The sequence below is a fragment of the [Clostridium] colinum genome, assembly GCF_940677205.1.
Lineage (GTDB): Bacteria > Bacillota > Clostridia > Lachnospirales > CAG-274 > Tyzzerella > Tyzzerella colina.
The window spans coordinates 1,927,618-1,951,384 of the sequence record NZ_OW712331.1 but is presented as its reverse complement, the minus strand read 5'-3'; the positions used below and the strand labels follow the sequence as shown (position 1 = coordinate 1,951,384).

Annotated in this window: 42 protein-coding genes; 40 read left to right on the top strand and 2 right to left on the bottom strand. The window is 27.4% G+C overall.

The annotated features are described in order from the left end of the window. Positions 1-4: 4 nt before the first annotated feature. Both NBW53_RS09575 and NBW53_RS10200 read left to right on the top strand, forming a co-directional pair. Positions 5-814, top strand: a complete 810-nt coding sequence (locus NBW53_RS09575; RefSeq protein ID WP_250278009.1) for a phage antirepressor KilAC domain-containing protein — start codon at positions 5-7, stop codon at positions 812-814. Between the two features lie 34 nt (positions 815-848). Next, a complete protein-coding gene (locus tag NBW53_RS10200; protein WP_408646997.1) occupies positions 849-983 on the top strand; it encodes a ribbon-helix-helix protein, CopG family in 135 nt (44 codons plus the stop codon). Here NBW53_RS10200 and NBW53_RS09570 read toward each other — a convergent pair. Next, positions 949-1,140, bottom strand: coding sequence for an Arc family DNA-binding protein (locus NBW53_RS09570; protein WP_250278008.1), 192 nt, complete (start codon positions 1,138-1,140; stop codon positions 949-951). The two genes, NBW53_RS10200 and NBW53_RS09570, sit on opposite strands and share 35 nt — an antisense overlap. Before the next feature lie 320 nt (positions 1,141-1,460). Between NBW53_RS09570 and NBW53_RS09565 the strand changes: the two genes are divergently transcribed. Further along, positions 1,461-2,210, top strand: a complete 750-nt coding sequence (locus tag NBW53_RS09565) for a phage antirepressor KilAC domain-containing protein (protein ID WP_250278007.1) — start codon at positions 1,461-1,463, stop codon at positions 2,208-2,210. A 60-nt stretch (positions 2,211-2,270) separates the two neighbouring features. Further along, positions 2,271-2,471: a hypothetical protein gene (locus tag NBW53_RS09560; protein ID WP_250278006.1), complete on the top strand. Its 201-nt coding sequence runs from the start codon at positions 2,271-2,273 to the stop codon at positions 2,469-2,471. A 24-nt stretch (positions 2,472-2,495) separates the two neighbouring features. Here NBW53_RS09560 and NBW53_RS09555 read toward each other — a convergent pair whose 3' ends face one another. After that, the gene (locus NBW53_RS09555) at positions 2,496-2,789 is read right to left on the bottom strand and encodes a hypothetical protein (RefSeq protein ID WP_250278005.1); all 294 of its coding nucleotides are present in this window, start codon (positions 2,787-2,789) and stop codon (positions 2,496-2,498) included. A gap of 132 nt (positions 2,790-2,921) precedes the next feature. Between NBW53_RS09555 and NBW53_RS09550 the strand changes: the two genes are divergently transcribed. The 36 genes from NBW53_RS09550 (at position 2,922) to NBW53_RS09380 (ending at position 23,436) form a co-directional block, all read left to right on the top strand. Beyond that, entirely contained in the window at positions 2,922-3,080 is a 159-nt protein-coding gene (locus tag NBW53_RS09550; protein ID WP_250278004.1) for a hypothetical protein, read from the top strand. Positions 3,081-3,162: 82 nt separating this feature from the next. Then, the gene (locus NBW53_RS09545) at positions 3,163-3,324 is read left to right on the top strand and encodes a hypothetical protein (protein ID WP_250278003.1); all 162 of its coding nucleotides are present in this window, start codon (positions 3,163-3,165) and stop codon (positions 3,322-3,324) included. Between the two features lie 44 nt (positions 3,325-3,368). Next, entirely contained in the window at positions 3,369-3,530 is a 162-nt protein-coding gene (locus NBW53_RS09540) for a hypothetical protein (protein WP_250277401.1), read from the top strand. Between the two features lie 94 nt (positions 3,531-3,624). Then, entirely contained in the window at positions 3,625-3,768 is a 144-nt protein-coding gene (locus NBW53_RS09535; RefSeq protein ID WP_250278002.1) for a hypothetical protein, read from the top strand. Positions 3,769-3,864: 96 nt separating this feature from the next. Further along, a complete protein-coding gene (locus tag NBW53_RS09530) occupies positions 3,865-4,029 on the top strand; it encodes a hypothetical protein (protein ID WP_250278001.1) in 165 nt (54 codons plus the stop codon). Continuing rightward, the gene (locus NBW53_RS09525) at positions 4,022-4,240 is read left to right on the top strand and encodes an LIM domain-containing protein (RefSeq protein WP_250278000.1); all 219 of its coding nucleotides are present in this window, start codon (positions 4,022-4,024) and stop codon (positions 4,238-4,240) included. The genes NBW53_RS09530 and NBW53_RS09525 overlap by 8 nt, the downstream gene beginning before the upstream one ends. Further along, positions 4,241-4,417 (top strand): hypothetical protein, encoded by a 177-nt coding sequence (locus NBW53_RS09520; protein WP_250277999.1) that lies wholly within the window; start codon positions 4,241-4,243, stop codon positions 4,415-4,417. It abuts the gene before it with no gap. Continuing rightward, entirely contained in the window at positions 4,404-4,574 is a 171-nt protein-coding gene (locus NBW53_RS09515) for a hypothetical protein (protein WP_250277395.1), read from the top strand. Before NBW53_RS09520 ends, NBW53_RS09515 begins: the two co-directional genes overlap by 14 nt. Positions 4,575-4,583: 9 nt before the next feature. After that, positions 4,584-5,402 (top strand): DUF1351 domain-containing protein, encoded by an 819-nt coding sequence (locus tag NBW53_RS09510; RefSeq protein WP_250277394.1) that lies wholly within the window; start codon positions 4,584-4,586, stop codon positions 5,400-5,402. Continuing rightward, a complete protein-coding gene (locus NBW53_RS09505; RefSeq protein ID WP_250277393.1) occupies positions 5,395-6,306 on the top strand; it encodes a recombinase RecT in 912 nt (303 codons plus the stop codon). Before NBW53_RS09510 ends, NBW53_RS09505 begins: the two co-directional genes overlap by 8 nt. Further along, on the top strand, positions 6,293-6,940 hold the full coding sequence (locus NBW53_RS09500; protein WP_250277998.1) for an MBL fold metallo-hydrolase: 648 nt from the start codon (positions 6,293-6,295) through the stop codon (positions 6,938-6,940). Before NBW53_RS09505 ends, NBW53_RS09500 begins: the two co-directional genes overlap by 14 nt. Further along, on the top strand, positions 6,933-7,550 hold the full coding sequence (locus tag NBW53_RS09495) for a hypothetical protein (RefSeq protein ID WP_250277997.1): 618 nt from the start codon (positions 6,933-6,935) through the stop codon (positions 7,548-7,550). The genes NBW53_RS09500 and NBW53_RS09495 overlap by 8 nt, the downstream gene beginning before the upstream one ends. Continuing rightward, complete coding sequence (locus NBW53_RS09490; RefSeq protein WP_250277996.1) at positions 7,543-7,950, top strand: single-stranded DNA-binding protein; 408 nt, start codon at positions 7,543-7,545, stop codon at positions 7,948-7,950. The genes NBW53_RS09495 and NBW53_RS09490 overlap by 8 nt, the downstream gene beginning before the upstream one ends. A gap of 9 nt (positions 7,951-7,959) precedes the next feature. After that, a complete protein-coding gene (locus tag NBW53_RS09485; protein WP_250277390.1) occupies positions 7,960-8,139 on the top strand; it encodes a hypothetical protein in 180 nt (59 codons plus the stop codon). Continuing rightward, a complete protein-coding gene (locus NBW53_RS09480) occupies positions 8,136-8,489 on the top strand; it encodes a DUF1064 domain-containing protein (protein WP_250277388.1) in 354 nt (117 codons plus the stop codon). Before NBW53_RS09485 ends, NBW53_RS09480 begins: the two co-directional genes overlap by 4 nt. An 11-nt stretch (positions 8,490-8,500) precedes the next feature. Continuing rightward, positions 8,501-8,716 carry a hypothetical protein gene (locus tag NBW53_RS09475; protein ID WP_250277387.1) on the top strand — a complete coding sequence of 72 codons (216 nt, stop codon included), beginning with the start codon at positions 8,501-8,503 and terminating at the stop codon, positions 8,714-8,716. Between the two features lie 11 nt (positions 8,717-8,727). Next, on the top strand, positions 8,728-8,862 hold the full coding sequence (locus tag NBW53_RS10085) for an LIM domain-containing protein (protein ID WP_284345807.1): 135 nt from the start codon (positions 8,728-8,730) through the stop codon (positions 8,860-8,862). A 10-nt stretch (positions 8,863-8,872) separates the two neighbouring features. After that, the gene (locus NBW53_RS09470) at positions 8,873-9,685 is read left to right on the top strand and encodes a DnaD domain-containing protein (RefSeq protein ID WP_250277995.1); all 813 of its coding nucleotides are present in this window, start codon (positions 8,873-8,875) and stop codon (positions 9,683-9,685) included. Beyond that, the gene (locus NBW53_RS09465) at positions 9,579-10,358 is read left to right on the top strand and encodes a DnaA ATPase domain-containing protein (protein ID WP_250277994.1); all 780 of its coding nucleotides are present in this window, start codon (positions 9,579-9,581) and stop codon (positions 10,356-10,358) included. Before NBW53_RS09470 ends, NBW53_RS09465 begins: the two co-directional genes overlap by 107 nt. A 141-nt stretch (positions 10,359-10,499) precedes the next feature. Continuing rightward, the gene (locus NBW53_RS09460) at positions 10,500-10,856 is read left to right on the top strand and encodes a hypothetical protein (RefSeq protein WP_250277993.1); all 357 of its coding nucleotides are present in this window, start codon (positions 10,500-10,502) and stop codon (positions 10,854-10,856) included. A 19-nt stretch (positions 10,857-10,875) separates the two neighbouring features. After that, positions 10,876-11,325 (top strand): DUF1492 domain-containing protein, encoded by a 450-nt coding sequence (locus NBW53_RS09455; RefSeq protein WP_250277992.1) that lies wholly within the window; start codon positions 10,876-10,878, stop codon positions 11,323-11,325. A gap of 145 nt (positions 11,326-11,470) precedes the next feature. After that, positions 11,471-11,884: an HNH endonuclease gene (locus NBW53_RS09450; RefSeq protein WP_250277224.1), complete on the top strand. Its 414-nt coding sequence runs from the start codon at positions 11,471-11,473 to the stop codon at positions 11,882-11,884. Between the two features lie 148 nt (positions 11,885-12,032). Next, positions 12,033-12,494 carry a phage terminase small subunit P27 family gene (locus NBW53_RS09445; protein WP_250277223.1) on the top strand — a complete coding sequence of 154 codons (462 nt, stop codon included), beginning with the start codon at positions 12,033-12,035 and terminating at the stop codon, positions 12,492-12,494. Next, positions 12,472-14,220 carry a terminase large subunit gene (locus NBW53_RS09440; RefSeq protein WP_250277991.1) on the top strand — a complete coding sequence of 583 codons (1,749 nt, stop codon included), beginning with the start codon at positions 12,472-12,474 and terminating at the stop codon, positions 14,218-14,220. Before NBW53_RS09445 ends, NBW53_RS09440 begins: the two co-directional genes overlap by 23 nt. Positions 14,221-14,471: 251 nt before the next feature. Further along, entirely contained in the window at positions 14,472-15,563 is a 1,092-nt protein-coding gene (locus NBW53_RS09435) for a phage portal protein (protein ID WP_250277990.1), read from the top strand. Further along, the gene (locus NBW53_RS09430; protein WP_250277989.1) at positions 15,550-16,308 is read left to right on the top strand and encodes a head maturation protease, ClpP-related; all 759 of its coding nucleotides are present in this window, start codon (positions 15,550-15,552) and stop codon (positions 16,306-16,308) included. Before NBW53_RS09435 ends, NBW53_RS09430 begins: the two co-directional genes overlap by 14 nt. Positions 16,309-16,318: 10 nt before the next feature. Then, positions 16,319-17,473 carry a phage major capsid protein gene (locus NBW53_RS09425; protein ID WP_250277988.1) on the top strand — a complete coding sequence of 385 codons (1,155 nt, stop codon included), beginning with the start codon at positions 16,319-16,321 and terminating at the stop codon, positions 17,471-17,473. A 19-nt stretch (positions 17,474-17,492) separates the two neighbouring features. Continuing rightward, the gene (locus NBW53_RS09420; protein WP_250277218.1) at positions 17,493-17,765 is read left to right on the top strand and encodes a head-tail connector protein; all 273 of its coding nucleotides are present in this window, start codon (positions 17,493-17,495) and stop codon (positions 17,763-17,765) included. A 1-nt stretch (position 17,766) separates the two neighbouring features. Further along, positions 17,767-18,096: a phage head closure protein gene (locus NBW53_RS09415; protein WP_250277987.1), complete on the top strand. Its 330-nt coding sequence runs from the start codon at positions 17,767-17,769 to the stop codon at positions 18,094-18,096. Then, positions 18,096-18,533, top strand: a complete 438-nt coding sequence (locus NBW53_RS09410) for an HK97 gp10 family phage protein (protein WP_250277986.1) — start codon at positions 18,096-18,098, stop codon at positions 18,531-18,533. The genes NBW53_RS09415 and NBW53_RS09410 overlap by 1 nt, the downstream gene beginning before the upstream one ends. Beyond that, a complete protein-coding gene (locus NBW53_RS09405) occupies positions 18,533-18,955 on the top strand; it encodes a phage tail terminator family protein (protein ID WP_250277985.1) in 423 nt (140 codons plus the stop codon). Before NBW53_RS09410 ends, NBW53_RS09405 begins: the two co-directional genes overlap by 1 nt. A gap of 14 nt (positions 18,956-18,969) precedes the next feature. After that, entirely contained in the window at positions 18,970-20,130 is a 1,161-nt protein-coding gene (locus tag NBW53_RS09400; RefSeq protein ID WP_250277984.1) for a phage tail sheath C-terminal domain-containing protein, read from the top strand. Positions 20,131-20,146: 16 nt separating this feature from the next. Further along, the gene (locus tag NBW53_RS09395; protein ID WP_250277983.1) at positions 20,147-20,575 is read left to right on the top strand and encodes a phage tail tube protein; all 429 of its coding nucleotides are present in this window, start codon (positions 20,147-20,149) and stop codon (positions 20,573-20,575) included. Between the two features lie 10 nt (positions 20,576-20,585). Continuing rightward, complete coding sequence (locus NBW53_RS09390; protein ID WP_250277982.1) at positions 20,586-20,984, top strand: hypothetical protein; 399 nt, start codon at positions 20,586-20,588, stop codon at positions 20,982-20,984. 23 nt (positions 20,985-21,007) lie between these two features. Beyond that, entirely contained in the window at positions 21,008-21,151 is a 144-nt protein-coding gene (locus NBW53_RS09385; RefSeq protein ID WP_250277981.1) for a hypothetical protein, read from the top strand. Positions 21,152-21,180: 29 nt separating this feature from the next. Further along, the gene (locus NBW53_RS09380) at positions 21,181-23,436 is read left to right on the top strand and encodes a hypothetical protein (RefSeq protein WP_250277980.1); all 2,256 of its coding nucleotides are present in this window, start codon (positions 21,181-21,183) and stop codon (positions 23,434-23,436) included. Positions 23,437-23,767 lie beyond the last annotated feature (331 nt).

Genomic DNA, 23,767 nt, shown 5'->3' with positions numbered 1-23,767 from the left:
TTAGATGAACAACATAGAATTATTCAAAAACGAAAGTTTTGGAGAAGTTAGAACTTTATTAATTAATGATGAAGTTTGGTTTGTAGGTAAAGATGTAGCAGAGGCTTTAGGGTATAAAAATACTAGAGATGCACTTTCAAAACATATTGACATTGAAGACAAAACTGATGTCGCAATTTACGACGGTAGCCAAAATCGTAATATGACTATCATAAACGAAAGTGGTTTATATTCCCTTATCTTGTCAAGTAAATTACCACAAGCAAAAGAATTTAAACGTTGGGTAACAAATGAGGTATTACCTAGCATAAGAAAACACGGCGGGTATTTAACACCACAAAAAATAGAAGAGGTTTTATTAAATCCAGATACAATAATAAAGCTTGCTACAGATTTAAAAGAAGAAAAAGAAAAAAATGCAACATTAACACTTGTAAACAAACAACAAGAACAAGTAATAAATGAATTGAAACCTAAAGCTACATACTATGATTTAATCTTACAATGTCCAGATTTATTATCTGTAACACAAATAGCTAAAGATTATGGAATGAGTGGGACAAGGTTAAATAAAAAGTTAAATGAATTAGGTATTCAATATAAACATAGGGAAACCTGGTTACTTTATTCTAAATATCAAGATAAAGGATATACAAGTTCTACAACGCACGATTATGTGGATAGTAAAGGAACTATTCGTTCAAGATTACAAACTTATTGGACACAAAAAGGTAGACTATTTATATATGAACAACTAAAAAGGGTTAATATTTTGCCTTTAATTGAAAAAGAAAATATAAAAGATGCTATTTAAAGCACATTGAAAATTGAATAAAGGGGGTGATTTTATGGAAAGGGAACAAACAACAATACGCCTACCTGTTGAGTTAAAGGAAAGGCTACAACAGGAGGCGTTGGATAGAGGAATTAGCTTTAATGAAATTATGATTATTGCTCTTTGGAAGTATCTTGGGGAATTATAATTTCGCCGTGATTTTGTTCATATTCTTGAATATTGTTTTTTAATATAAATTCAATTTCTTTATTTAAAGAGCGACCATTGTTTTTAGCAATGTATTTAGATTTTTCTAAAATTTGTTTTTCTATTCTTAATGGATATGGATTAGCTTGTTTTGACATATTAACACCTCTTATTTGTATATTTTAATATAAAAATTATATCAAAATGATATCAAAATAACAAGTATTCAAAAAGATATCAAAAAGATATTGACAACTGTAAAAAGGAGTGATAATATATAGATATCAAATAGATATTACAAAAAGGTGGTGTTATTATTAAAACAAAACAAACAACTTTAAGAATGCCAGAAAAATTAAGTGCTTTACTTAAAGAAGCAGCAAGAAAAAAGGGGTTATGTCAAAATTCATTAATATTAAACATCTTATGGGAATGGACAGAAAAGAACATTAAAAATTAAATACAAAGGAGGAATAAAATGAATGAATTATTAAAAATTGATTTAAACGAAAATCAAGAGCCTATTATAAGTGGTAGGGAATTGCATCAAGTTTTAGAAGTTAAAACAAAATATAAAGACTGGTTTCCTAGAATGGTTGAGTATGGTTTTGTTGAAAATGTTGATTATACCCCGCTCATTTTTGAGCACCCTCAAAATAAGCAACCAACAACAGACCACGCACTAAAGTTAGATATGGCAAAAGAAATTGCTATGATACAGAGAAATGAAAAAGGAAAACAAGTAAGACAGTATTTTATAGAAGTTGAAAAAGAATATAATTCTCCAGAAAAAATAATGGCTAGAGCATTAAACATTGCAAATAAACAATTAGAAACTTTAACACTTGTAAACAAACAACAAGAACAAATAATAAACGAATTGAAACCTAAAGCTACATACTATGATTTAATCTTACAATGTCCAGATTTATTATCTGTAACACAAATAGCTAAAGATTATGGAATGAGTGGGACAAGGTTAAATAAAAAGTTAAATGAATTAGGTATTCAATATAAACATAGGGAAACCTGGTTACTTTATTCTAAATATCAAGATAAAGGATATACAAGTTCTACAACGCACGATTATGTGGATAGTAAAGGTACTATTCGTTCAAGATTACAAACTTATTGGACACAAAAAGGTAGACTATTTATATATGAACAACTAAAAAGGGTTAATATCTTACCTTTAATTGAAAAAGAAAATATAAAAGACGCTATTTAACAAATATAAAACTTGTTGCGGTACATTGAAAATTTAATATTAAGAAAGGAGGTAAAAGTTATGATTATAGATTTTAATAGTAAAAGCGAATTTTTAACGAAAGAGCAATCAGAAAAATTAGATGAAATAGCAAGAGAAACTATACTATATTTTTGTGAAAAAATAGAAAGTTTAGGAAATGGTATAAATAATCAAATTTTATATGATATGTGTTTAAGAATAGAAAAACAGTTGGCTAGTATAACATTTAAAAATAAATAAAGCCACTTATTAAGTGGCTAAATATTAATTTTGGGTAACACTTATACTTAATAAATCTTTTGTTGTTACAGCTTGTTCACCATTAGCAATTTTAAAGATTATTACATTAGCAGTATCAAAAGTTTGATTATTATTGTTGTCAATAATTAAAACTTTTCTAAGGCTAGCCTCTTTTATAGGCATATGATATGTTGAAACTGGTGGGAAGGAGTTATCATTTTTATACTCATCTCGAATTAATATATATTCAGTAGCTCCTTCAACTTTGATTACAACATTTTCTTTATAAATTAATGTAACATTATATGTATTATCCATATCTACACCTCCTTTTCTTATATATTTCTACACCTATATCTAGCACATATAAATGTAGATACTAAAATTATATAAGAAAAGGAAAAATATTACAATATTTTATTAAAAATTTAATACAAAGGAGGAATGTTTATGGTAACTAATTTACAATTTGAAGAAACTAAACTTGAAGTCATTTCTAATTTAGCAAAACTTGAAAATAGCTCAATAAATACAATATTTATTGGAGAAATAAGTGGATTTTTAAAAGGCTTGGAATGGCAACAAATATTAAAACAAGAGAAAAAATAGCTAACTGTTGAGGTAGTTATATTTCAATAATTGTAATAGGACAATTTATAAAATTAATAAGTTAGTAAAGGAGGTGGTATAAATGGCTATTGTAAAAATTATAAAAAGTGGCAATTGTACAATTTACATAGATGATGAGTATGCAAAGACAGTTACCCCAGAAGAAAAAAGAAAAAAATTAGAAAGAATAGGAGATATATACTACGAAGCTTGGTTAAAGGGAAAACTTAAAGACCATGATTAAGCCTTAGGGCTTATTATAGTAGGACAAGCTAGTTAGGAGAACAAATGAAAAACTATTTAATATTTTTAGAAAATAGCAATCAAATAGGGTTAACAGCAAAAGATGATAGAGAAGCTATAAAACTAGCTTTGACATTTGATGAATTTAAAGCACTTAAAGATGATAAAGGAAATATTAAACTTTTAAATATGGGGTGTAGAAGATGAAATTTTTAAAAAACTGTTTATCTTTTGGAGTAGTTATTATTTTTTGTTATTTTATAGGTTATGTAGTAGGCAAAATGATATTTTAGGAGGGAGTATGGGAAAATATAAACTTACTATTATAGACAATACGTATTATATGTACTTTGATTATAAAGGAAAGCTTAAATTAATAGATTTAGGTACAAAAAATTACAATCTAGCAATAGAAAGGGCAGAAAGATACATAAAAGATATTTAAACAATAAAAAGTGGCTTAAAAAAGCCACAGTTACACACAAAAATAAATACAGTTAAATTATACTATAAATTTTATAAAAAGAAAAGAGGAAAATTTATGGATACAAAAAAAGAAAGCAATAATATCAAAAAATGGAAATTATGCAATAGATTATTAAATTCTTTAAGAGAAGCTAAAGGATTACCATTAGTGCCTTATACAAATAATCCTTATTGGCAGTCAAATATAAAAAACAAAAAGGAGTGTAGTGAAAATGTGTAATGAATGTAATCAATATATATGTGATAGTAGATGTCCATATGCAGATGCAGATATAGAAAAAGAGTGTTGTATGGAATGTGGAAATATACTAGAAAAAGGAGAAGAAGTGTATGTTAATGAAGATAACAAGCCTATTTGTACTGAATGTATGGAAAGTTTAGAGGTTAGTAAAATTATTGAATTTTTCAAGTTGCAGAAAGAAGTGATATAAATGACCTATGAAAAAGCAGAAGAATTTGCTAATAACAAACTTGAAATTGTTAGTAGTAATAAAAATTTAACAGAACAAGAGAAAAACATATATTGGAATATTTTCTTTGTAGATTATCTTCAAAATACAATTTATGAAAGGAAACTTATAAATGATTTATTATATGTTAAAAAATAATAGGGGTTATTTAAAACAAATTGATAAAAAAGAGGGCGTGGAAATTGTTGATACCTTTATTTTAGCCTATAAATTTAGTTGTGAGAAAAGCGCTTTAGCATTTAAAGAAAAGTATAAATTAGATGATTTTACAGTAGTTGAATGCAGATGTTTATAGGAGGTTTATATGAGTGAAATTATACAGATAAAACAATTACCTATTATTGAAGAAAGATTAAAAGAATTAGAAACTACAATAAAACAAAAAACAGATACAGCTTTATCTTTAGTTGTTACAGAAGATACTTTTAAAGAAATTAAGAAAACTAGAGCAGAGCTTAATAAAGAATTTAAGGAACTTGAAGATTTAAGAAAAAAAATAAAATCACAAGTTCTTAAACCTTACGAAGATTTTGAAAAAGTATATAAAGAGGTAACAGGACACTACAATATTGCAGATAGAGAACTAGCAAAAAGAATAAAAGATGTAGAACTAGCTTTAAAAGATGAAAAAGAACAAGAAGTTAGACTATATTTTGAAGAATATAAAGCAAACTTAGGTTTACAATATGAATTTATTACATATGAAAAAGCAAATCTAAACATTACTTTAACAGCTAGTTTAAAAAGTCTTAAAGAAAAGGTTAAAGAATTTTTAGATAAGTCAAATAATGATATTCAAGTTATTAAAAATATGGTACATAGTGATGATTTAATGTTCGAATATTCTAAAAGTTTAGATTTAACTAATTCAATGTTAATAGTTAATGAGAGAAAAAAAACTATTGAAGAACAACAAAAAGTAAAAGAATTAGCAGAGCAAAAAGAAAAAGAAAAACAAGAAACTGTTAAAAAAGTTGAAGAGGTACAAAAAGAACTAGCACCACCTATTATACAGGAAGAGAAAGAAAAAGAATATAAAGTAACTTTCACAGTTATAGGAACAAAGGAAAAGTTAAGACAATTAAAAGAATTTTTAAATAATGGAGGATATAAGTATGAGTAATCAAGTTCAAAAAAGTAAATTTAGTGTAGCTATTCAAACTACAGATATTCAAAAATTAATGTTAGATACTTTAGGAGATAGAAAAAAAGTACAAAGTTTTATCACAAATATAAGTTCAGCAGTAATTGCTAATCCAGAATTACAAAAATGTAATGCAAAATCTATTATTGGAGCAGGACTTTTAGGAGAAACTTTAAACTTAAAAACAGGTGTATTAGGGCAGTATTATCTTATACCTTTTGATAAAAAAGTTAAAGTACCTAAAGAAACGGGTGGTTATGAATGGAAAGTTGTAGACAGTAATGCACAATTTATATTGGGATATAAGGGTTACTTACAGTTAGCTATTAGAAGTGGTTACTATAAAAAAATAGTTGTAACAGAAATAAAAGAGGGGGAACTTATCAAGTTTAATCCTTTAGAAGAAGAAATTGAAGTTAAACTTATAGAAGATTTTGACAAAAGGGAACAAGCTAAAACAATAGGTTATTATGGTATGTTTGAATTTGTGAATGGCTTTAGAAAAGCAATTTATTGGAGCAAAAAACAAATGGAAACACATGCAGACAAGCATTCACAAGCTTTTAATTTAGAGAGTTTAAGAAAATTAGAAAATAATCAAATACCAGAAAAAGAACTGTATAAATACTCTTCTAATTGGTATAAAAACTTTGATGAGATGGGCAAGAAAACGATATTAAGACAATTATTTTCAAAATACGGAATGTTGTCAACTGAACTTCAACAAGCTATTGAATTTGAAGACAGTTCTATAAATATAGAAAATGGTTCGTTTTTACGAGAAACTCCAGAAAATATACCAGATGCACCAGAAATTATAGATGACCCAACGCCAACTGAAATAGTTAATGAAACGGAGCAGATAAATTTTGATAAATTATAATATTTTAAGTAGTGGAAGTAACGGAAATGCCACTATTATAAATGATAACATATTAATTGATTGTGGTGTCCCCTTTAAAAAAATAAAGGGGTATCACAAAAAAATACAACTTGTTTTATTAACTCATATACATAGCGACCATTTTAATAAAACAACACTTAAAAACTTAGCTTTAGAACGTCCTACAGTACGTTTTGGTTGTGGTAAATGGTTAGTTAATGATTTATTAGTTTTAGGTATAAATAAAGCAAACATAGATGTTTACGATATGGATAAAACATATAATTATGGTTCATTTAAAATTATACCTTTTTTTCTAAAACATAATGTTGAAAATTGTGGATACAAAATTCATTTTAATAATTTTAAATTATTTTACGCAACAGACTGTAATAATTTAAACGGTATAGAAGCTAAAAACTATGATTTATATATGGTTGAAGCTAATTACACTGAAAAAGGTATAAAGGAACGTATAAAACAAAAAGAATTAAACGGAGAGTACGTATATGAATATAACTCTTTAAAAAATCATTTAAGCAAAGAAAAAGCTGATGACTTTATATACAGTAATATCGGGTATAACAGTCAATTTATATATATGCATATTAACAAGGAGGAGTGTTATGAATAAAAAATGTAACAACGGTTATTTATATTTAAATTTTAAAGAATTTGAAGAATTTTTGCAAAATAAGCAACAGGAATTTGAATTACTTGAAACTTGCTGGGAATATAAATTCTCATTTTGGAACGGTGGTTACTGTTTCAACTTAAACGCAAAATTTAAGAACAAAGAAACCGGAGAACTTATTGAAGAGTGTTTTAAATTTAACGTAGACAACGAGTTATTACTTGGCATTCAAAACGATAATTTTAAAACATTAATAAATAAATATAAGCCTATAATTTTTGAGTTTTATTTACCAATTCTTGAAAAATTAAATAGAAAATCATTTATCTATAAATACGAACAAAAAAGTTTTGATTGGCGAGAAGAAGATGGGTTTTCATTCAAGATTACAAAAGATAATGTTTTTGAAGTTTTTAATATAGCAGAAGTTAAAAAAGCTAATGATGATGTTTTTATTAAGAAAATGTCAAATGCTAAATTATACGACACTTTTTATATTGGTCATATCGTTAAATTTAAAAATGATAATATTATTGACGTTGTATGCGAAAACGAGGAATTGAAAGCAGATATCATAAAATATTTGAACGAGGCTGAAGACTATGAATAAAGTAACATTAATCGGACGACTTACAAAAGACCCAGAAATAAAATATACACAGAGCAAAGAGTCTTTAGCAGTTACACGTTTTAGTGTAGCTGTTAATAGAAAATATAAAAAGGATAGTGAACAAGAAGTTGACTTTATAAATTGTGTTTCTTTTGGTAAACAAGCAGAATTTGTAAATAATTATTTTAAAAAAGGACAACAAATAGCTATTGCAGGAAAAATACAGACAGGTAGTTATAAAGATAATAACGGTAACACAAAATATACTTTTGATGTTGTTACAGAAGAAGTAGAATTTTGCGGTGGTAAAACAGAAGAAAAAAATACTCAAGAGGTAGTGGAAGATGATGATTATTATATAGTAGATGAGAATATAGATGATGATAATTTACCATTTTAGGAGATAAATATGAACTTATTTGTTGGAACAAAAAATACTTTTTATAATAAATTACAAGTTAGTTATTTTGATAAAATAAGTGATACTGCACTTATTTTATATTTAAGTAATGGGGATAGATTTAAAATCAATACAAAAACACCTCAAGAATTAGAAAATTTTATAAACGAATTGGGGAATTTAGAATGAGAAAATACAACAAATATGGTAACAGAAAAGTTACTATTGATAACATAACCTTTGACAGTAAGAAAGAAGCGAAACGTTATCAAGAACTTAAATTAATAGAAAAAGCGGGGTTAATAACTAACCTTACTTTACAACCAAAGTTTTTATTGCAAGATAAATTTAAATATAAAAACAAGACCTATCGTAAAATTGAATATATTGCCGATTTTAGCTATGTTAGGGCTAAAGATGATATTTTAGTTATTGAAGATGTAAAAGGGCTTAAAACGGACGTATATAGGCTTAAAGAAAAGATGTTTTTAAAGATGATGATAAATAAAGGATTAAAATTTGAATTTAATGTGATTTAAGAGGGATTAATATGTTTTTACAAGAATTAAAACAAGAGATTATAGGAAAATTGAAAGAAAAAGAATTCAATAATATTGATATCGAGAAAATTCTAAAAGAAATTGATGCAGAATTAAACAGTGAAAAATTTTTAAGTGCAGTAGTTGAATTTTACATTTTTTTAAAAACAGAAATTAAAAAAATGGAAGTTTTAAAAGATATTTTAGAAAACGGATTATATGATTAGGAGATGTAATTATGAGTAAAAAAGCTAAAGATATATGTGTAATTTGTGAGAAGAAATTTAAAACAGGAGAAACTTATTTTCCAGTACGAAATAAATTGATATGTAAAGAATGTTATAAATTGATAAATCCATTAGGGATACATTAGGAGGGTTATTATGGCAGAAAGAAGAATGTTTGCAAAATCTATAATTGACAGTGATAGCTTTATAGATATGCCAACAAGTAGTAGATTATTGTATTATGATTTATCAATGAGAGCAGATGATGACGGATTTGTTAATAGCCCTAAAAAAATAATGAGAATGACAGGGGCCAGTGATGATGATTTAAAACTATTAGTCGCTAAAAAATTCTTAATACCATTTGAAAGTGGAGTAGTAGTTATTAAGCATTGGAAGATACATAACTATATTAGAAATGATAGGTATAAAGAGACTATACACCTAGAAGAAAAGGCACTTTTAAGCACTACAGAAAACAAGGAGTACACATTGGATACAGTTGGTATACCAGATGACATACCATTGGGAGACGCAGGTAAGGTTAGGTTAGGTAAGGGTAGTATAGGTAAGGATAGTGGTAGTATAGTAGAATATGACAACCACCACCACAACCCTAAATCTTATGTTCAAAAATATATGAAAGTATTTCCGACTTGTTCTAGTTTAGAAATAGAAAAATTAATAAGTTATGAAGATGATGGAATGGAAGATGGAGTTATTTGTATGGCTATTGATGAAGCTATAAATAACAATGTTAGAAAGTTAAAGTACATAACTGTTATATTGGATAACTGGTTAAGCAATAACATAAAAACTGTTATTCAGTTAGAGGCCTACAAAAAAGAAAGGAGTAAACAAAATGAATCAAGCAATAAAGGACAAGCTACAAGCAATACAACAACTAATCAATCAACAAACTACGAGGAACTCAGAGAACTTACCTTACACGGAACAACTAGGTATTAAAAATTGTCCTATATGCAAAGGAGATGGAATTATTTTTATAGCTGAAAATGGAAAGGCTTATTCAAAATATTGTTCTTGCTTACAGAAAAAAATGTCTCAAGAAAGATTTTCTAAAACAGAAATAGCTAACAAGGATAGTTATACATTTAAAAATTTTAAAGCAGTAGAAGAATGGCAAAAAAATATATTAAGACAAGCAATAGATTATGTTTCAAAGTTTAAAGATAATTGGTTTTACATAGGAGGACAAGTTGGAGCAGGAAAAACTCATATATGTACAGCTATTCTTAAAAATATAGGAGAGTTAAACAATATTAGCTATGTGTACATAAAATGTGATGAAGAACTTGAAAAACTAAAGCAGTTAACTTATGGAAAACAAGAAAAGCAAGAAGAATATAGCAATATTATGTATAGATTAAAAAATACAGGGTTACTTTTTATTGATGACTTTTTTAGGAAAGAGCCTACAGAAGCAGATAAGGCTAAAATGTTTGATATAATTAATTTTAGATATTTAAATAATAAGCCTTGCATTTTCTCTAGCGAAAAGCCTTTATTAAGCATATTAGATATTGATGAAGCAATAGGGAGTAGAATATTTGAAAAGGCTAAAATTTTTAATATTGAAATAGGCAAAGATATGAAAAAGAATTATAGGTTGAAGATTTAGAAAACAATTAATATTTTAATATACCATCTAAAATTCATTAGAAAGCCCTATAACGAACGAAAAACGATTTTATGTAAAATTATACTACAAAAATGTTATGGGGCTATATGGACAAGCTAGAGGGGTTATATGGAGGATAATATGAAAACAGAGAAATTTACTTGGAAAGAGATAAATAACAATAATTGGGATAATGATATATTTGATACAGTAGAAGAATGTATTGAGGATGCTAAAGAACAAGGTTGTACTTGCTATATACAGATTGCTAATGTTAAGCCTTATAAACCTTATATTTGGGCAGATGACATACTTGAAAAAATTGAAGATGAAGTTTATGGAGAATATGATGTATATTTTGAATTTAGAAGAAATAAAACAGTTGAAGAACTATCTAAAAGATTAACAGAAGTATTACTTCAATGGTTAGATGAAACTCGTCAGCAACCTGATTGTTATGATATAGTTGAAAATACTATTAAAACTTATAGAGTCTAATTTAGTATATGGAGGAAATATGACAGACGAGCAAAAGAAAGATATAATAAAATACTTAAATAGAGCCTTTAAACTTACAAAAATAAAACAAAGGTTAGAAAGGGAATATAAACAAAAGTTAAAAGAAATGGATAGTATAAGTGTATCTTGTGAAGAAATAAAAGCAAGTAGTATTGCATCTAAAGTTGAAAATAAAGCCTTAGATTTAGTTAGCCTTAAAAAAGATATAGATTTATATAATGTTAAAATTGAAGAAGTAAAAAGGGAAATAGCTTGTATTATAGATAAACTAGAAGATGATACATTAAAAAATTTATTAAGGCTTAGGTATTTAGAGTTTAGAAAATGGGAAGATATTATGTATATTTTAAACTATTCTAGAAGAAATATTTTTTATAAACATAATGAGGCCTTAAAAGAATTGAACAAAATTTTAAAAGATTGCACTGTATTGCACTCTTATATGTGATATTATGTTATTGTAGAAATTATGTAATTATAATTTTATTGGAGGTAGACTATAAATCACTTAGTTTGACCGTGTAAAATTTTATAGTCGCAAATTTAAAGCTAGATTTATTCTAGCTTTTTTTATGCAAAAAAGGAGATGGTGTATGATATATAAACGTTGTACTATATGTAGTGCTAGATTAGAATATAATACGATATGTAGTTGTAAAGCTAAGTATAAGACAAATAGTGATAACTATAAAAATGATAAAGAAAAAAAGTTTTATAAATCAAAAGATTGGCAAGATACAACTAATATTATAAAAAATAAATTTAACTATTTAGATATATACAGTTATTATGTTTTAGGTAAAATTGAGAAAGGACAGGTTGTACATCATATAGTAGCTTTAGATGAAGACTTTAGTAAAAGGTTATCTTTATCTAATTTAATTTATTTAACTGAGAAAAATCATAGAAAGATACATAATTTAATGAAAAAAGGGACTGAAGATAAGCAAAAGGTACAGCAATTATTATTTAATCTTATAAAAAGGTTTAATATGGATTTTAAATAGGATAGGGGGTATAAATAAAATATAAGGTAAAAATGGTAGACCGCACTCCCCCTTTTCTGTACGCAAAATTCCCAATACTCAAAAAAAAGTCGGTAAAAATATATAAAAGGAGGTTGGTTATATAGGTAGACCTAGAAAATTATCAAGTATGCAGGTTAAACATCTTACAAAAGAAGAAATTGAAGAAAAAGAAGAACAAGAAAATCTTATAATAGTTGGGCGAGAAGATTTAAAAAAGCCCCCTAGTTGGCTTATAGACAATATTGCAAAAAAAGAGTTTAAACGCATAATAAAAAATTTTAATAATTTAGAAGTAATAGGAAATCTTGATATTAATAATATAGCTGGATACTGTAATGCCTACTCTTTTTATATAAGAGCTACTCGTGAGATAGTTGAAAGTGGAGTTTTAACTATAAAAAAGCAACTTCCAAATGGTTCGTATACTATGGTAGAAAACCCACTTATAAAAATACAAAAACAATATGCAGACGAAATGAGAAGATTTGCAAGTTTATGTGGACTAACTATTGATAGTAGGCTTAAGTTAGCAGTTCAAAAAACAACTAAAGAAAGGCAATGTATAGATGAAGTGTTTGGAGATATCTAAAAAGAAACCTAAAAAAATACTTGATGAACTTATACAATATGCAAATGACTGTATTAATGGAGTTATAGTTAGTGGATATAAGCATAAATTAGCTTGTAAAAGATTTTTAAAAGATATTGATAGGATAGAAAGTGATGATACTTTCTTTTTTTATTGGGACGAAGAAGAGGCAGAGAAAATAGTTAAATGGTTTAGCTATTTAAGACACAGTAAAGGCATACTTTCGGGACAACCTATTGAGCTAACCGCATGGCAAAAATTTAATTTATGTCAAATATATGGTTGGAGAGATATAAAAACAGGATATAAACGCTTTAAAAATGCATTTATAATGGTTGGACGTAAAAATGCAAAGTCTCAAATGGAGGCAGGTTGTATACTATATGAAATGTCTACTCAAAGCACTAAAAATGAAGAGTTGTATGAATGCTACTGTGCAGGTGTTAAAAAAGAACAATCTAAAATTATATTTAATGAGTGTATTAATCTATTAAGAGGCAGTCCTTTAGCTACAAGGTTTAATATAACAAAAGCAGAGATAACACACAAAAAGACAGGTAGTTTTTTAAGAGCACTTAATAAAGAAGATGGTAAAAAAGGAGATGGAACAAATCCTGCTATACTTGTTATAGATGAATACCACCAACACCCTACAACAGAATTTTATGACTTGTTTTTAGGTTCCAATGTAAAAGAGGGTATATGTATGATAATAACAACGGCGGGTGTAGACCTAAATTCGCCTTGTTATACTCAAGAATTTAAATATTGTGTTGAGGTTTTAGAAGAAGTTTCCCAAAACGACATGTATTTTGTCGATATACTGGACATAGACATAGATGATGATATAACAGACCCTAAAATATGGGAAAAGGCAAACCCTATAAGATGTAGTTATGAAAAAGGAAGGGAAGATTTAGAGGCTTTTTTCAAAGTAGCTAAAGATATGCCAGAAAAAATGAACGTGTTTAAAACAAAATGTTTAGATATGTGGGTGCAAGCTGGAGAAAATAGCTATATTAATATGGCTAAATGGAAAGCGTGTACAGTAGATTATATAGACATGGATATTAATAATAAATCTGTATATGTAGGCTTTGATATGTCGGCAAAAATAGATTTAACATCAGTTAGTTTTATTATACCTATAACTATTGATAAAATAAAAAAATATATACTTTTTAGCCACTCATTTATACCAAATGTAGAAAAATTAAGGGAAAGAATTATAAAAGACAAGCAACCTTACGATTTATGGGTAGAAAGAGGATACATTACCATTACTAATACACCTGTAGTTGACCAAAATGTTGTACTTAAATATGTAGAAGATTTTTGTAACAAAAAAGGGTTAAATATAGAATGTTTTTGTTTTGATATGCATAATGCATCTAAATTAATGCTTGAGTGTAGTGAAAAAGGCTACACAGTAGAAGAAGTATATCAAAGTCATAAATCATTAAACGAAAGTACAAGTGGCTTTAGAGAAGAGGTATACAGTGGTAATATTATTTGCGAATATAACCCTGTATTAAACTATGCAATGGCTAATGCTATTATAAAAACTAATAATGGTTTTATTAAAATAGACAAAGATAAAAGCACAAGTAGGGTTGACCCTGTGGACGCAACACTATGTGCATTTAAATTAGCTTATTATCATACAGACGACAGAGGAAATTACATAGATGATTACTTAGCTATAATAGATGATTTTTTGGAGTAAGGCATTTAACAAATTCTTTAAAAATAGATTAAACACAAGTGTTCAACAGTTAAACTTTTAGTTTGTGTGTAAAATTTTTTTGTTAAACTATTTGAAAGGGAGGTGAAACTATTTTAAAAAATGTATTTAATAAATTTATAAATATAAATTTTAAAAGAGATAGCCCAATCAATGATGATAATTGGCTTAAAATTTTTCACAGTGAAAAAGATTTATACAAAGAAGTTACATACTTTACTTGTTTAAAATTATTGTCTGAAACACTTGCTAAAATGCCTTTAAAATTATATCAAAAAACAGACAAAGGCATATTTATAGCAGATGATACAGATGTAAGTTTTAAATTAAAATATAAGCCTAATGACCTTATGACACCTACTATGTTTTGGGCAACCATTGAAAATAACCGTAACCATTATGGCAATGCTTATGTATGGATAAGGCAAGAATATACACCTAAAAAATATGGTGGAGAAGTTAAAATTAAGGACTTTTGGATAATGGATAGTAACAGTGTTAACGTGTATGTTTTGGAAAATGGAACATTAATATACCAATATACCGACTGGATAACAAAGCAAGTATATTATTTTAATCAAGACGAGGTGTTACACTTTAAAACAAGTGCTACTTTTGATGGTATAACAGGTAAGCCTGTAAGGGAAATTTTAAAAGATACAGTAAATACAAATTTATCAAGTCAAAAATTTTTAAATGAACTTAATGAAAATGGGGTATCGGCTAGATTATCTTTAACAGTAGATCCAGATATAGATGAAAAAGCCAAAAAACAACTCGTAAAAAGACTTACAGAATTTTCAAGTGGTATAAAAAATGCAGGTAAGGTTATACCAATACCCGCAGGTATGAGGCTACAACCATTGGATATAAAATTAACCGATGCACAGTTTTTAGAAATAAGAAAATATACTGCCCTACAAATAGCTAGTGCTTTTGGAGTTAAGCCAGATATGATAAATGACTATTCAAAGTCTAGCTATAATAGTTCGGAGGCACAACAAATTAGTTTTTATGTAGATACATTACAGTTTATTTTAAAACAATATGAAGATGAAATAAACTATAAATTATTGCTAAGTAGAGAGCTTAAAGAGGGTTATTTCTTTAAATTTAACGAAAAGGTGCTTTTAAGAACAGACAGCTCTACACAAGCAGAAATGTTGTCTAAACTTGTAAATAATGGAATATATACACCAAATGAGGCAAGACGTAAGCTAGATTTAAACGGTGTAGAACACGGAGACAAGCTTATGATGAATGGTAATTATATACCAATAGAACAAGTAGGTCAGCAATATAAAAAAGGTGGTGATACAAATTAAAAAGTTTAATTTTAAAAATGAAAATAACAATATTGTAGGTTCTTTAGAACTAGAAAATAATAAGCTATACATATATGGAGACATATTAATGGATAGCTTTTTTAAATGTGAAGAAGAAACAGAAGATATTTGTCCTAAAGACATTGTAAATTTTTTGAAAGATTTAGAAAATAGTGAAAATATAGAAATACACATTAATAGTGGTGGTGGTTCTGTTTTTGGTGGTCTTGCTATATATAATCTTTTAAAAACTTATAAGGGTAGAAAAATTGTATATATAGATGGTTTAGCAGGTAGCATAGCTAGTGTTATAGCTTTAGTAGGAGATGACATTTATGCTTATGAAAATAGTATGATGATGATACATAATCCTTTAACTGCTATATGTGGCTATTATAATGCTAAAGGCTTGCAAGAGCAAATAGATGCTTTAGAAAACTGTAAAAAAGCTATTTTAAGTGTATATATGGCTAAACTTAATGATAAGTCAATATCATCACAAGAAGATATTTCAGAATTAATGGACAATGAAACGTGGCTTGTTGGAGGAGAGATAGCAAACTATTTTCAGATAAAAGTTTTAGCGGCAAAAAATGATATGGTGGCTTGTGTATCAAGCTATTTTGGAAGTTATAAAAACACACCAGAAAGCGTTAAAAGTGTAGAAAACAAGGCTACAGACAACAGTTTAGAAGAAGAGAAACAAAAAATATTAGATGATTTAGAAAAAATAAGTATATTTTAGGAGGAAAAATATGAATAAAGAGATTAAAGAATTATTAGACGGAATTAAGATTAAAAAACAAGAGGTACAAAATTATATAAAAGATGATAAAGTAGAAGAAGCAAGAAAAGCAAAAGAAGAGCTTGTGATGTTACAAGATAAATTAGATATTTTATATGATTTAGAAGAGGATAAAGAAGATATTAAAAACAGTGTAATAAATAAAGAGCCTATACAAAACAATGAAAAAATAACAGAAGAGCAAGCCTTTTTAAGTGCTATTAAAAATACTGCTTTAAAAAGGGAAGTACCTAGCAATATTTTAAATGCACTTAAAACAACAGAAGATGAAGGAGTGCTTGTACCTCAAGATATTTCTACAAAAGTAAGAGAGTTAAGAAGAGAAACTAAGTCTTTAGAAAATCTTGTAAATGTAGAAAAGGTAGATAAAACAGAAGGTAGTAGAGTTATAGAAAAAAATGCAGATACAGTAGGCTTTGAGGCGGTAGATGAAGAAGCAGTATTTCCAGATATGCCAAAGCCAGAATTTGTGAAAATATCATATAAACTAAAAAAATTAGGGGGTATTTTAAAAGCTACAAAAGAGTTTTATCAAGCTACATTTTCATCTATTAAAGGTTATATTACTAAATGGATAGCTAAAAAAGGTATCACAACAAGAAATAATCTTATTTTAAAAGCTATTGATGATAAAAAAGATGGTTCAAAGGTAGCTATTACTAATATAGATAGCCTAAAAGATATAATTAATACTAAACTAGACCCTGCTATTTTAAATGGTACACAAATAATAACTAATCAAGACGGTTTTAATTGGTTAGACAAATTAAAAGATGAAAGAGGACAATATATTTTACAACCAGATATTACACAAAAATTTGACTATTTATTGTTTGGTAAATACCCTGTTATTGTTTTTTCTAACAAACAAATAAAAACTAATGCAAATAAAGTGCCTTTTTATGTTGGTAACTTAAAAGAATTTATTACACTTTTTGATTATGAAAAACTATTTATTGAAATGTCAAGCGAAGCTGGTGAGCTTTGGGAGAAAGATATGATTGGTATTAAGGTTAGAGAAAGACTTGATGTACAAGTAATAGATGAAGATGCATTAGTAAAAGGTGAAGTTGACATATCTAAAGCATCTAAAAAACAAGATTAAAAAAGGTAGATGATTATATATGCAAGAGGAATTAGAAGAAATTAAAAATTACTTGAGAATAGATTTTGATGATGATGATTCTTTGTTAAATACAATAATACTAGCTGGCAAAGAATATATTAAAAATGCTATTGGTTATATTGATATGGATAAGCCTAGCTTTAAAGTTTTACTATATACTATATGTGCAGATTTATATGAAAGAAGAAGTTATTTAATAGATAAGGCTATACATACAAATAAGATAATAAATGGCTTAATTTTACAATTACAACTATTAAAGGAAGATTAATATGTTAGTAGAAAAGCTAGATAAAAAAGTAGAAGTATACAAAAAGCAAAAAGTTATTAATGACTTAGGTCAAACAGAGTATAAATATGCTTTGTTTAAAAGTGTATGGGTAAATATTATGCCTACATCTACTAAAGTAGATAATTATGTAGCAGAAACAGACAGGGCAGAATATACTTTTAAATTCACATTAAGAGAAAATAGTATAAAAGATTTAACAAGGGATATGTATTTTATATATAAAAATCAAAGGTATAATATAGATTATTTTGTACCAAACTTTAAAAATAAGGACCGAATAGAAGCTATATGTAAGTTGGTAGTTGAATAATGGCAGATTATGAATTTAAAGTAACTAATTTAACTAATGATTTATTTAAAACAGATGATGAAGAAACATCTAAAGAGATAAAAAAGTTTTTAAATAAACAAGGTAATAAAGCTAAAAAAATAACTCTTAAAATTGCTAGAGCTAAAGTTAAGAAGAAAACAGGTAATTATCATAGCAGAATAAAAAAAGGTAAAGTATATAAAGATGATAATAACACTTGGGGTGTAAGGGTATATAGTAATGCCCCACACGCCCACTTAATAGAAGACGGACACGACGTTGTAAGAGGTGGTAAAAAAGGTAAAGGTGGCAAGGTTATAGGTAAAGCAAAAGGTAAAAAAGTATTAACTAAATTTGAAAAAGACTATGCTAATAAATTTTATAAAGACTGTGAAAATCTTGTAGATGATTTATTAGAGAAAGGGTTTAGTTGGTAATGATAGCTAGTATAATAAAAGCTATAACATATACTATAAAGTCTGAATTTGAAGATATTGATGTTAATAGCACAGATATAGATGCAGGGTATAATCTACCCTGTTTTTTTATAAAAATAGATAGTATAAAAACAGAAAAAATGAGTACAAAAATAGATACTTTATATATAGTTTTAGAAATAATATATGTTTGCGAAAATGAAAAAGAAAATCAAACAGAATGTTTTAGAGTTTCGGAAATTCTAAAAAATATATTGTTGGAAAAGCCTATAAGGGTAGGGGAAGATATATCCTTTCAAATATATGAGGATAGTTTAGACATAGGAGATGACTATGTATCTTTAACTTGTGATATAGAAATGAATTTAATAAAAGATATAGAAGAAAATTTAGACTATATGGAGGATATTATTATAAAATAAAAGGAGTTGATAAAATGTCAATAGGGTTACCAAATGTACAAGTAATATTTCAAGGGCTTGCTAATACTGCTGTTGTAAGAAGTAGCAGAGGAGTTGCTTGTCTTATTATAAAGGATAATACAAGCCTAAAAACTAAAGCAAAAAAAGAAAAATCTAGAGAAGAGGAAATAGAAGTATTACCTGATGTAGAAGAAACAGAAGAAAGTAAAATAATAAAAGAATATAATGGTTTTACAGAAGTTAATAAAGAAGAATATACAGATAAAAATTACAAAATAATAGAAGATGTATTTATAACAAATATAAAAAAATTATTTGTTATAAAAATACCTAATGGAAAAGCATTTGATGATATAAAGCCTTTTATAAATAAAGAGATAAACTGGATAGCTTATATAGGTGAAACGAAAGAAGAGCAAAAAAAATTAGCTGATTTTGTAAAACTAGAAAATAAAACAAGGACTAAAAGGTTAAAGGCTATTTGTTATGATTTAGAAAAGGCAGAAGCCGATGATATGCATATTGTAAATTTTGCTAATAAAAGTGTAACAAAAACAGATGGTACAACTGTTGTAGGTTATGAATATTTAGGAAGACTTTTAGGTGTATTGGCAGGTTGTAGAATGGATATGTCTGTTACATACACTGTTTTAACTGATTTAAAAAATGTACAAGAAATAGGAGATACAGACAAAATAAACGAGGCTATTGGAAAAGGTAAGCTAGTGCTTATTAATGATGATGATGGTGTTAGAATATCACGAGGTGTAAACTCTTTACAAACAAATGATAAAAATCATACTGAAGATATGAAATATATTGCTATTGTTGAGGCTATGGATTTAATTTATGAAGATATAATAAATACCTTTAAAAAGGTATATTTAGGTAGGTTCAAAAACTCTTATGATAATCAAGTTTTATTTATCAGTGCAGTTAATTCATATTTTAGAGATTTAGCTAGGGAAGAAGTATTGGACCCTAACTATAAAAACATAGTTTATATAGATACAGAAAAGCAAAGAGAAATATGGGTAAGCAACGGAAAGATAGAGGCTCAAAACTGGAATGATATAGAAGTTAAAAATAACACATTTAGAACAAATGTTTATTTACAAGCTAATGTTAAATTTTTAAATGCTATGGAAGATTTATTATTTATTGTCAATATGTAGAAAGGGGTTAGAATAAATGGCAAAATTACGTTCTCAAAATGTTATAGCAGGTACTTTTGGTTCTGTATGGGTAAATGATGAAGAATGGTTGCACGTTACAAAGTTTGAGGCAAAGGTAACAGGTGAGTTCGAAGATATAAATATGGCAGGTAAATTAACTACTGGTAAAAAGTTTATGGGTTGGACAGGGGAAGGTACTATAACTGTTAATAAAGTTAATAGTACAGTTACTAAAATGCTTGCAGAGGCTTTTAAAAAAGGTACTATGCCAGAAATAAAACTTGTAGGTAAACTTGCAGACCCTCAGGCCCTAGGGGCAGAAAGAGTTGAAATATTAGATGTAACATTTAGTGAATTTATGTTACTCAATTTTGAGGTAAAAACTAAAATGGAAGAGGAAGTACCTTTTAGCTTTGAAGATTATAACTTAATTGATAGTATTTAGGAGGTAATTTATGGGAGATTTTAAAAAATTAACACTAGAAACTTTATTAGATAGAAAAAGTAGGCAAGACAAAATGGGGTTATCTACACTAGATATAGATAGTCTTAATAGTAGCATACCAATAGTAAAAATAAAAACTAGAAAGATATTAGAAATAATTGACAAGTATAAAGATAATGATGCAGAAGCAACATCTAGTTATGATATGATGTGTGAAACTATATATAAAAGTGTGCCTATATTACAAGAAAGAAATTTAAAAGAGCAGTTAAACGTACCTACACCTTATGAAGTTGTAGGAGAGTTGTTTGATTTTGATGAAATGGAAAAAATATACACACATATTATGGACCTACACGGTATGACGGATAAGACACAAACGTCTGTTGATGATGAAATAAAAAACTAATTGAAACTGATGGCGAATTTGCAATGTATAGTTACTTTGTTGCAAAGGGTCATCAGTTAGATTATTTATTAAATCTATCTTTTGTAGAAAAAATATTTTTTAAGCAAACGATGATAAGAGAATTAGAATTAGAGGCTAAAAAATGGGGAGTAGATAATAATAAATAGTATAAAAATTTTAAGAAAGGAGGTGTTTTATGGGCAAGTCTAGAGTTATACAAACAGTTTTAAGATTAAAAGATAACTTTTCTAAACCTTTAAAAGATGCTAAAGCAACCGTGAAAGATTTTACAGACACGACTTCGAAAAATCACGAAAAATTTAAAAAAATGGTAAAAAAAGCTGAAAATAGTATAGCTAAAGATTTAAAAAGAATAAAAAAGAACTTTAAGCAATTAGCAACAGATATAACAAAGTCTTTAGCTAGCATATCTTATCGTGGTTTACAAAAAGGTATGGATATGTTAAAAAAGTTTAGTTTTTTAGGTGGAACTTTAGGTGTGGCTAGCTTAGGGGCAGGCATCTTTGAAGGTATGGATTATGAAACCTACAAAGTACAATTGATAACTGCTACAAAAGACACACAAAAAGCTAGTCAACTAATGCGTGATGCAATTTCTTTTGCTAATAAAACACCATTTGAAACTGGACAGATAATAGAAGCTACTGCTAAATTTGAAAGTATGGGGCTATCGGCTAAAAAATGGCTTAGTATAACGGCAGATATGGCAGGGGCTACATCTAAAGATATGATACAAGCTGTTGAGGCAGTTATTGATGCAGTAGCTAGTGGAGAGTTTGAAAGACTAAAAGAATTTGGCCTTTCTAAAAAAACTTTAGAAGATTTAGATACATCTGGAAATGTATTTAATAATAAAGGCCAAGTAATGGACCAACTAGCATTAACAGAACTTTTATTTACTGAAATGGAAAAACGATATAAAGGTGGTGCAGAAAGTCTTTCTAAAACTACAAAGGGTATGTGGTCTACTGTTACAGGAGTTTTTAAAAACTCAATGGCTAAAATAGTAGGTGTAACAGACGATGGTATGGTTCGTACAGGGTCTTTACTTGATAGTTTTAGAGGAATAGTAGAAAAAGTTGCTAATAAAATGATACAATGGCAACAAGACGGTACTATTGAAAAAATATCGGCTAAATTTGATAGCTTTTTAGCTAGGGCAAAAGATGTTTTTGAATATATTGGAGGCTTAGTAGATATTGTTAAAGAAAAGTTTGCAGAGTGGAAAGCGGACGGTACTATTGACAATATAAAAGAAAAGCTAGGTAATATATTTAAAAATGTAATAGATTTTATACCAACTGCTATTAATCTTGTTTTAGGCTTTTTAGATAGCTTAAATTGGATATTGCCTATAGTAGGAGGTATAGTAGCTGGTGTTAAAACTTGGGGTATAGTATCTAATATAACAAGTATAGCACTTGATTTAATGGCTAAAAAACAAGCTATAGTAAATACTGTTGCTAAAATATTTAACAAAACTGCTTGGTCTAACCCTTGGGTACTTGTTATAGGCGTTATTGTTGGTGCTATTGTAGCACTTATTTTAAATTGGAATAAAGTAAATAAATTTTTGAAGGAACATAGTGAAATAATAAATAGGCTTATAATACCTGCAATACAAGGTATTATAATAAGTTTATCTATATTAACACTTTGGCAAAAGAAAACAGTAATTTGGAATAGTATTATAGCTACAAAATCATTATTTTTTGCTAAATGGCAAGCATTAACTATGGGTGTTGCTAAAGCCAAAATATTTTTATCAACCGTAGTATCTATTTTAACTAAAAAAGTAAACCTTTTAACTGGAGCACAAAAACTATTTAATACTATAAGTAAAGCAAATTTTATGGGAATTGTTATTACAGCTATTATAGTTTTAGTAATGATACTTATTAAAAATTGGGATAAATTACAAATAAAGATAGATGAAATTAAACAAAAATTTTTGGAACTTAAAGAATATGCCATAAAATTTTGGGAATCATTAAAAAATGGGTGCTCAACAGCAGGAAACTTTATTAAACAAATTTTTCAAGGGGTATTTAATTTTTTTGCAAAAGGAATAAACGGGGTAATAGAGAAAATTAATGGTTTGAAAATAAATGTACCTGACTGGGTACCTATTATAGGTGGTAAATCGTACGGCTTTGATATTCCTACTATACCTTTAAAAATGCCAAACTATGCAACAGGTACAAGTTATCATAGAGGCGGGCCTGCTATGATTAATGAAGGTGGTAGAGGAGAAATCCTTGACCTTCCTAATGGTACTAAAGTTATACCCCCTGATAAATCACAAAAGTTACTTGATAAAAATAACAGTAACAATATAAATATTACGGTAAATGTATATAATCCTAATAATGTTGATGATATTATAAGTGCTTTTTCACATAAATTAAAATTAGCTATTGAAAATATTTAAATATTTATGATATAATTATTTTGACACTTTGTGTCGGAGTAACTGTAGTAGGTTGTTGCCCCTTACATAAGGGGGTGATGCTATGAAAATAATTAGATTCTTACTTTTTATTAGTATAATAGCATTACTTGTTATAAATAATACAGTAGTAGTATATTAATAACAAAAAAACAACCTAAAAAAGTTGGCAGACCTTTAGGTTGTTCTATTTTTTATATAGTAACAATAACAGGGCAACAACTGAAACAGTTGCTCCTTTTTTACTAAATGCTTAAGCATTCTAGTTATATTATAATTATAAAACTTATTTTTTATACTGTCAATATTAAAA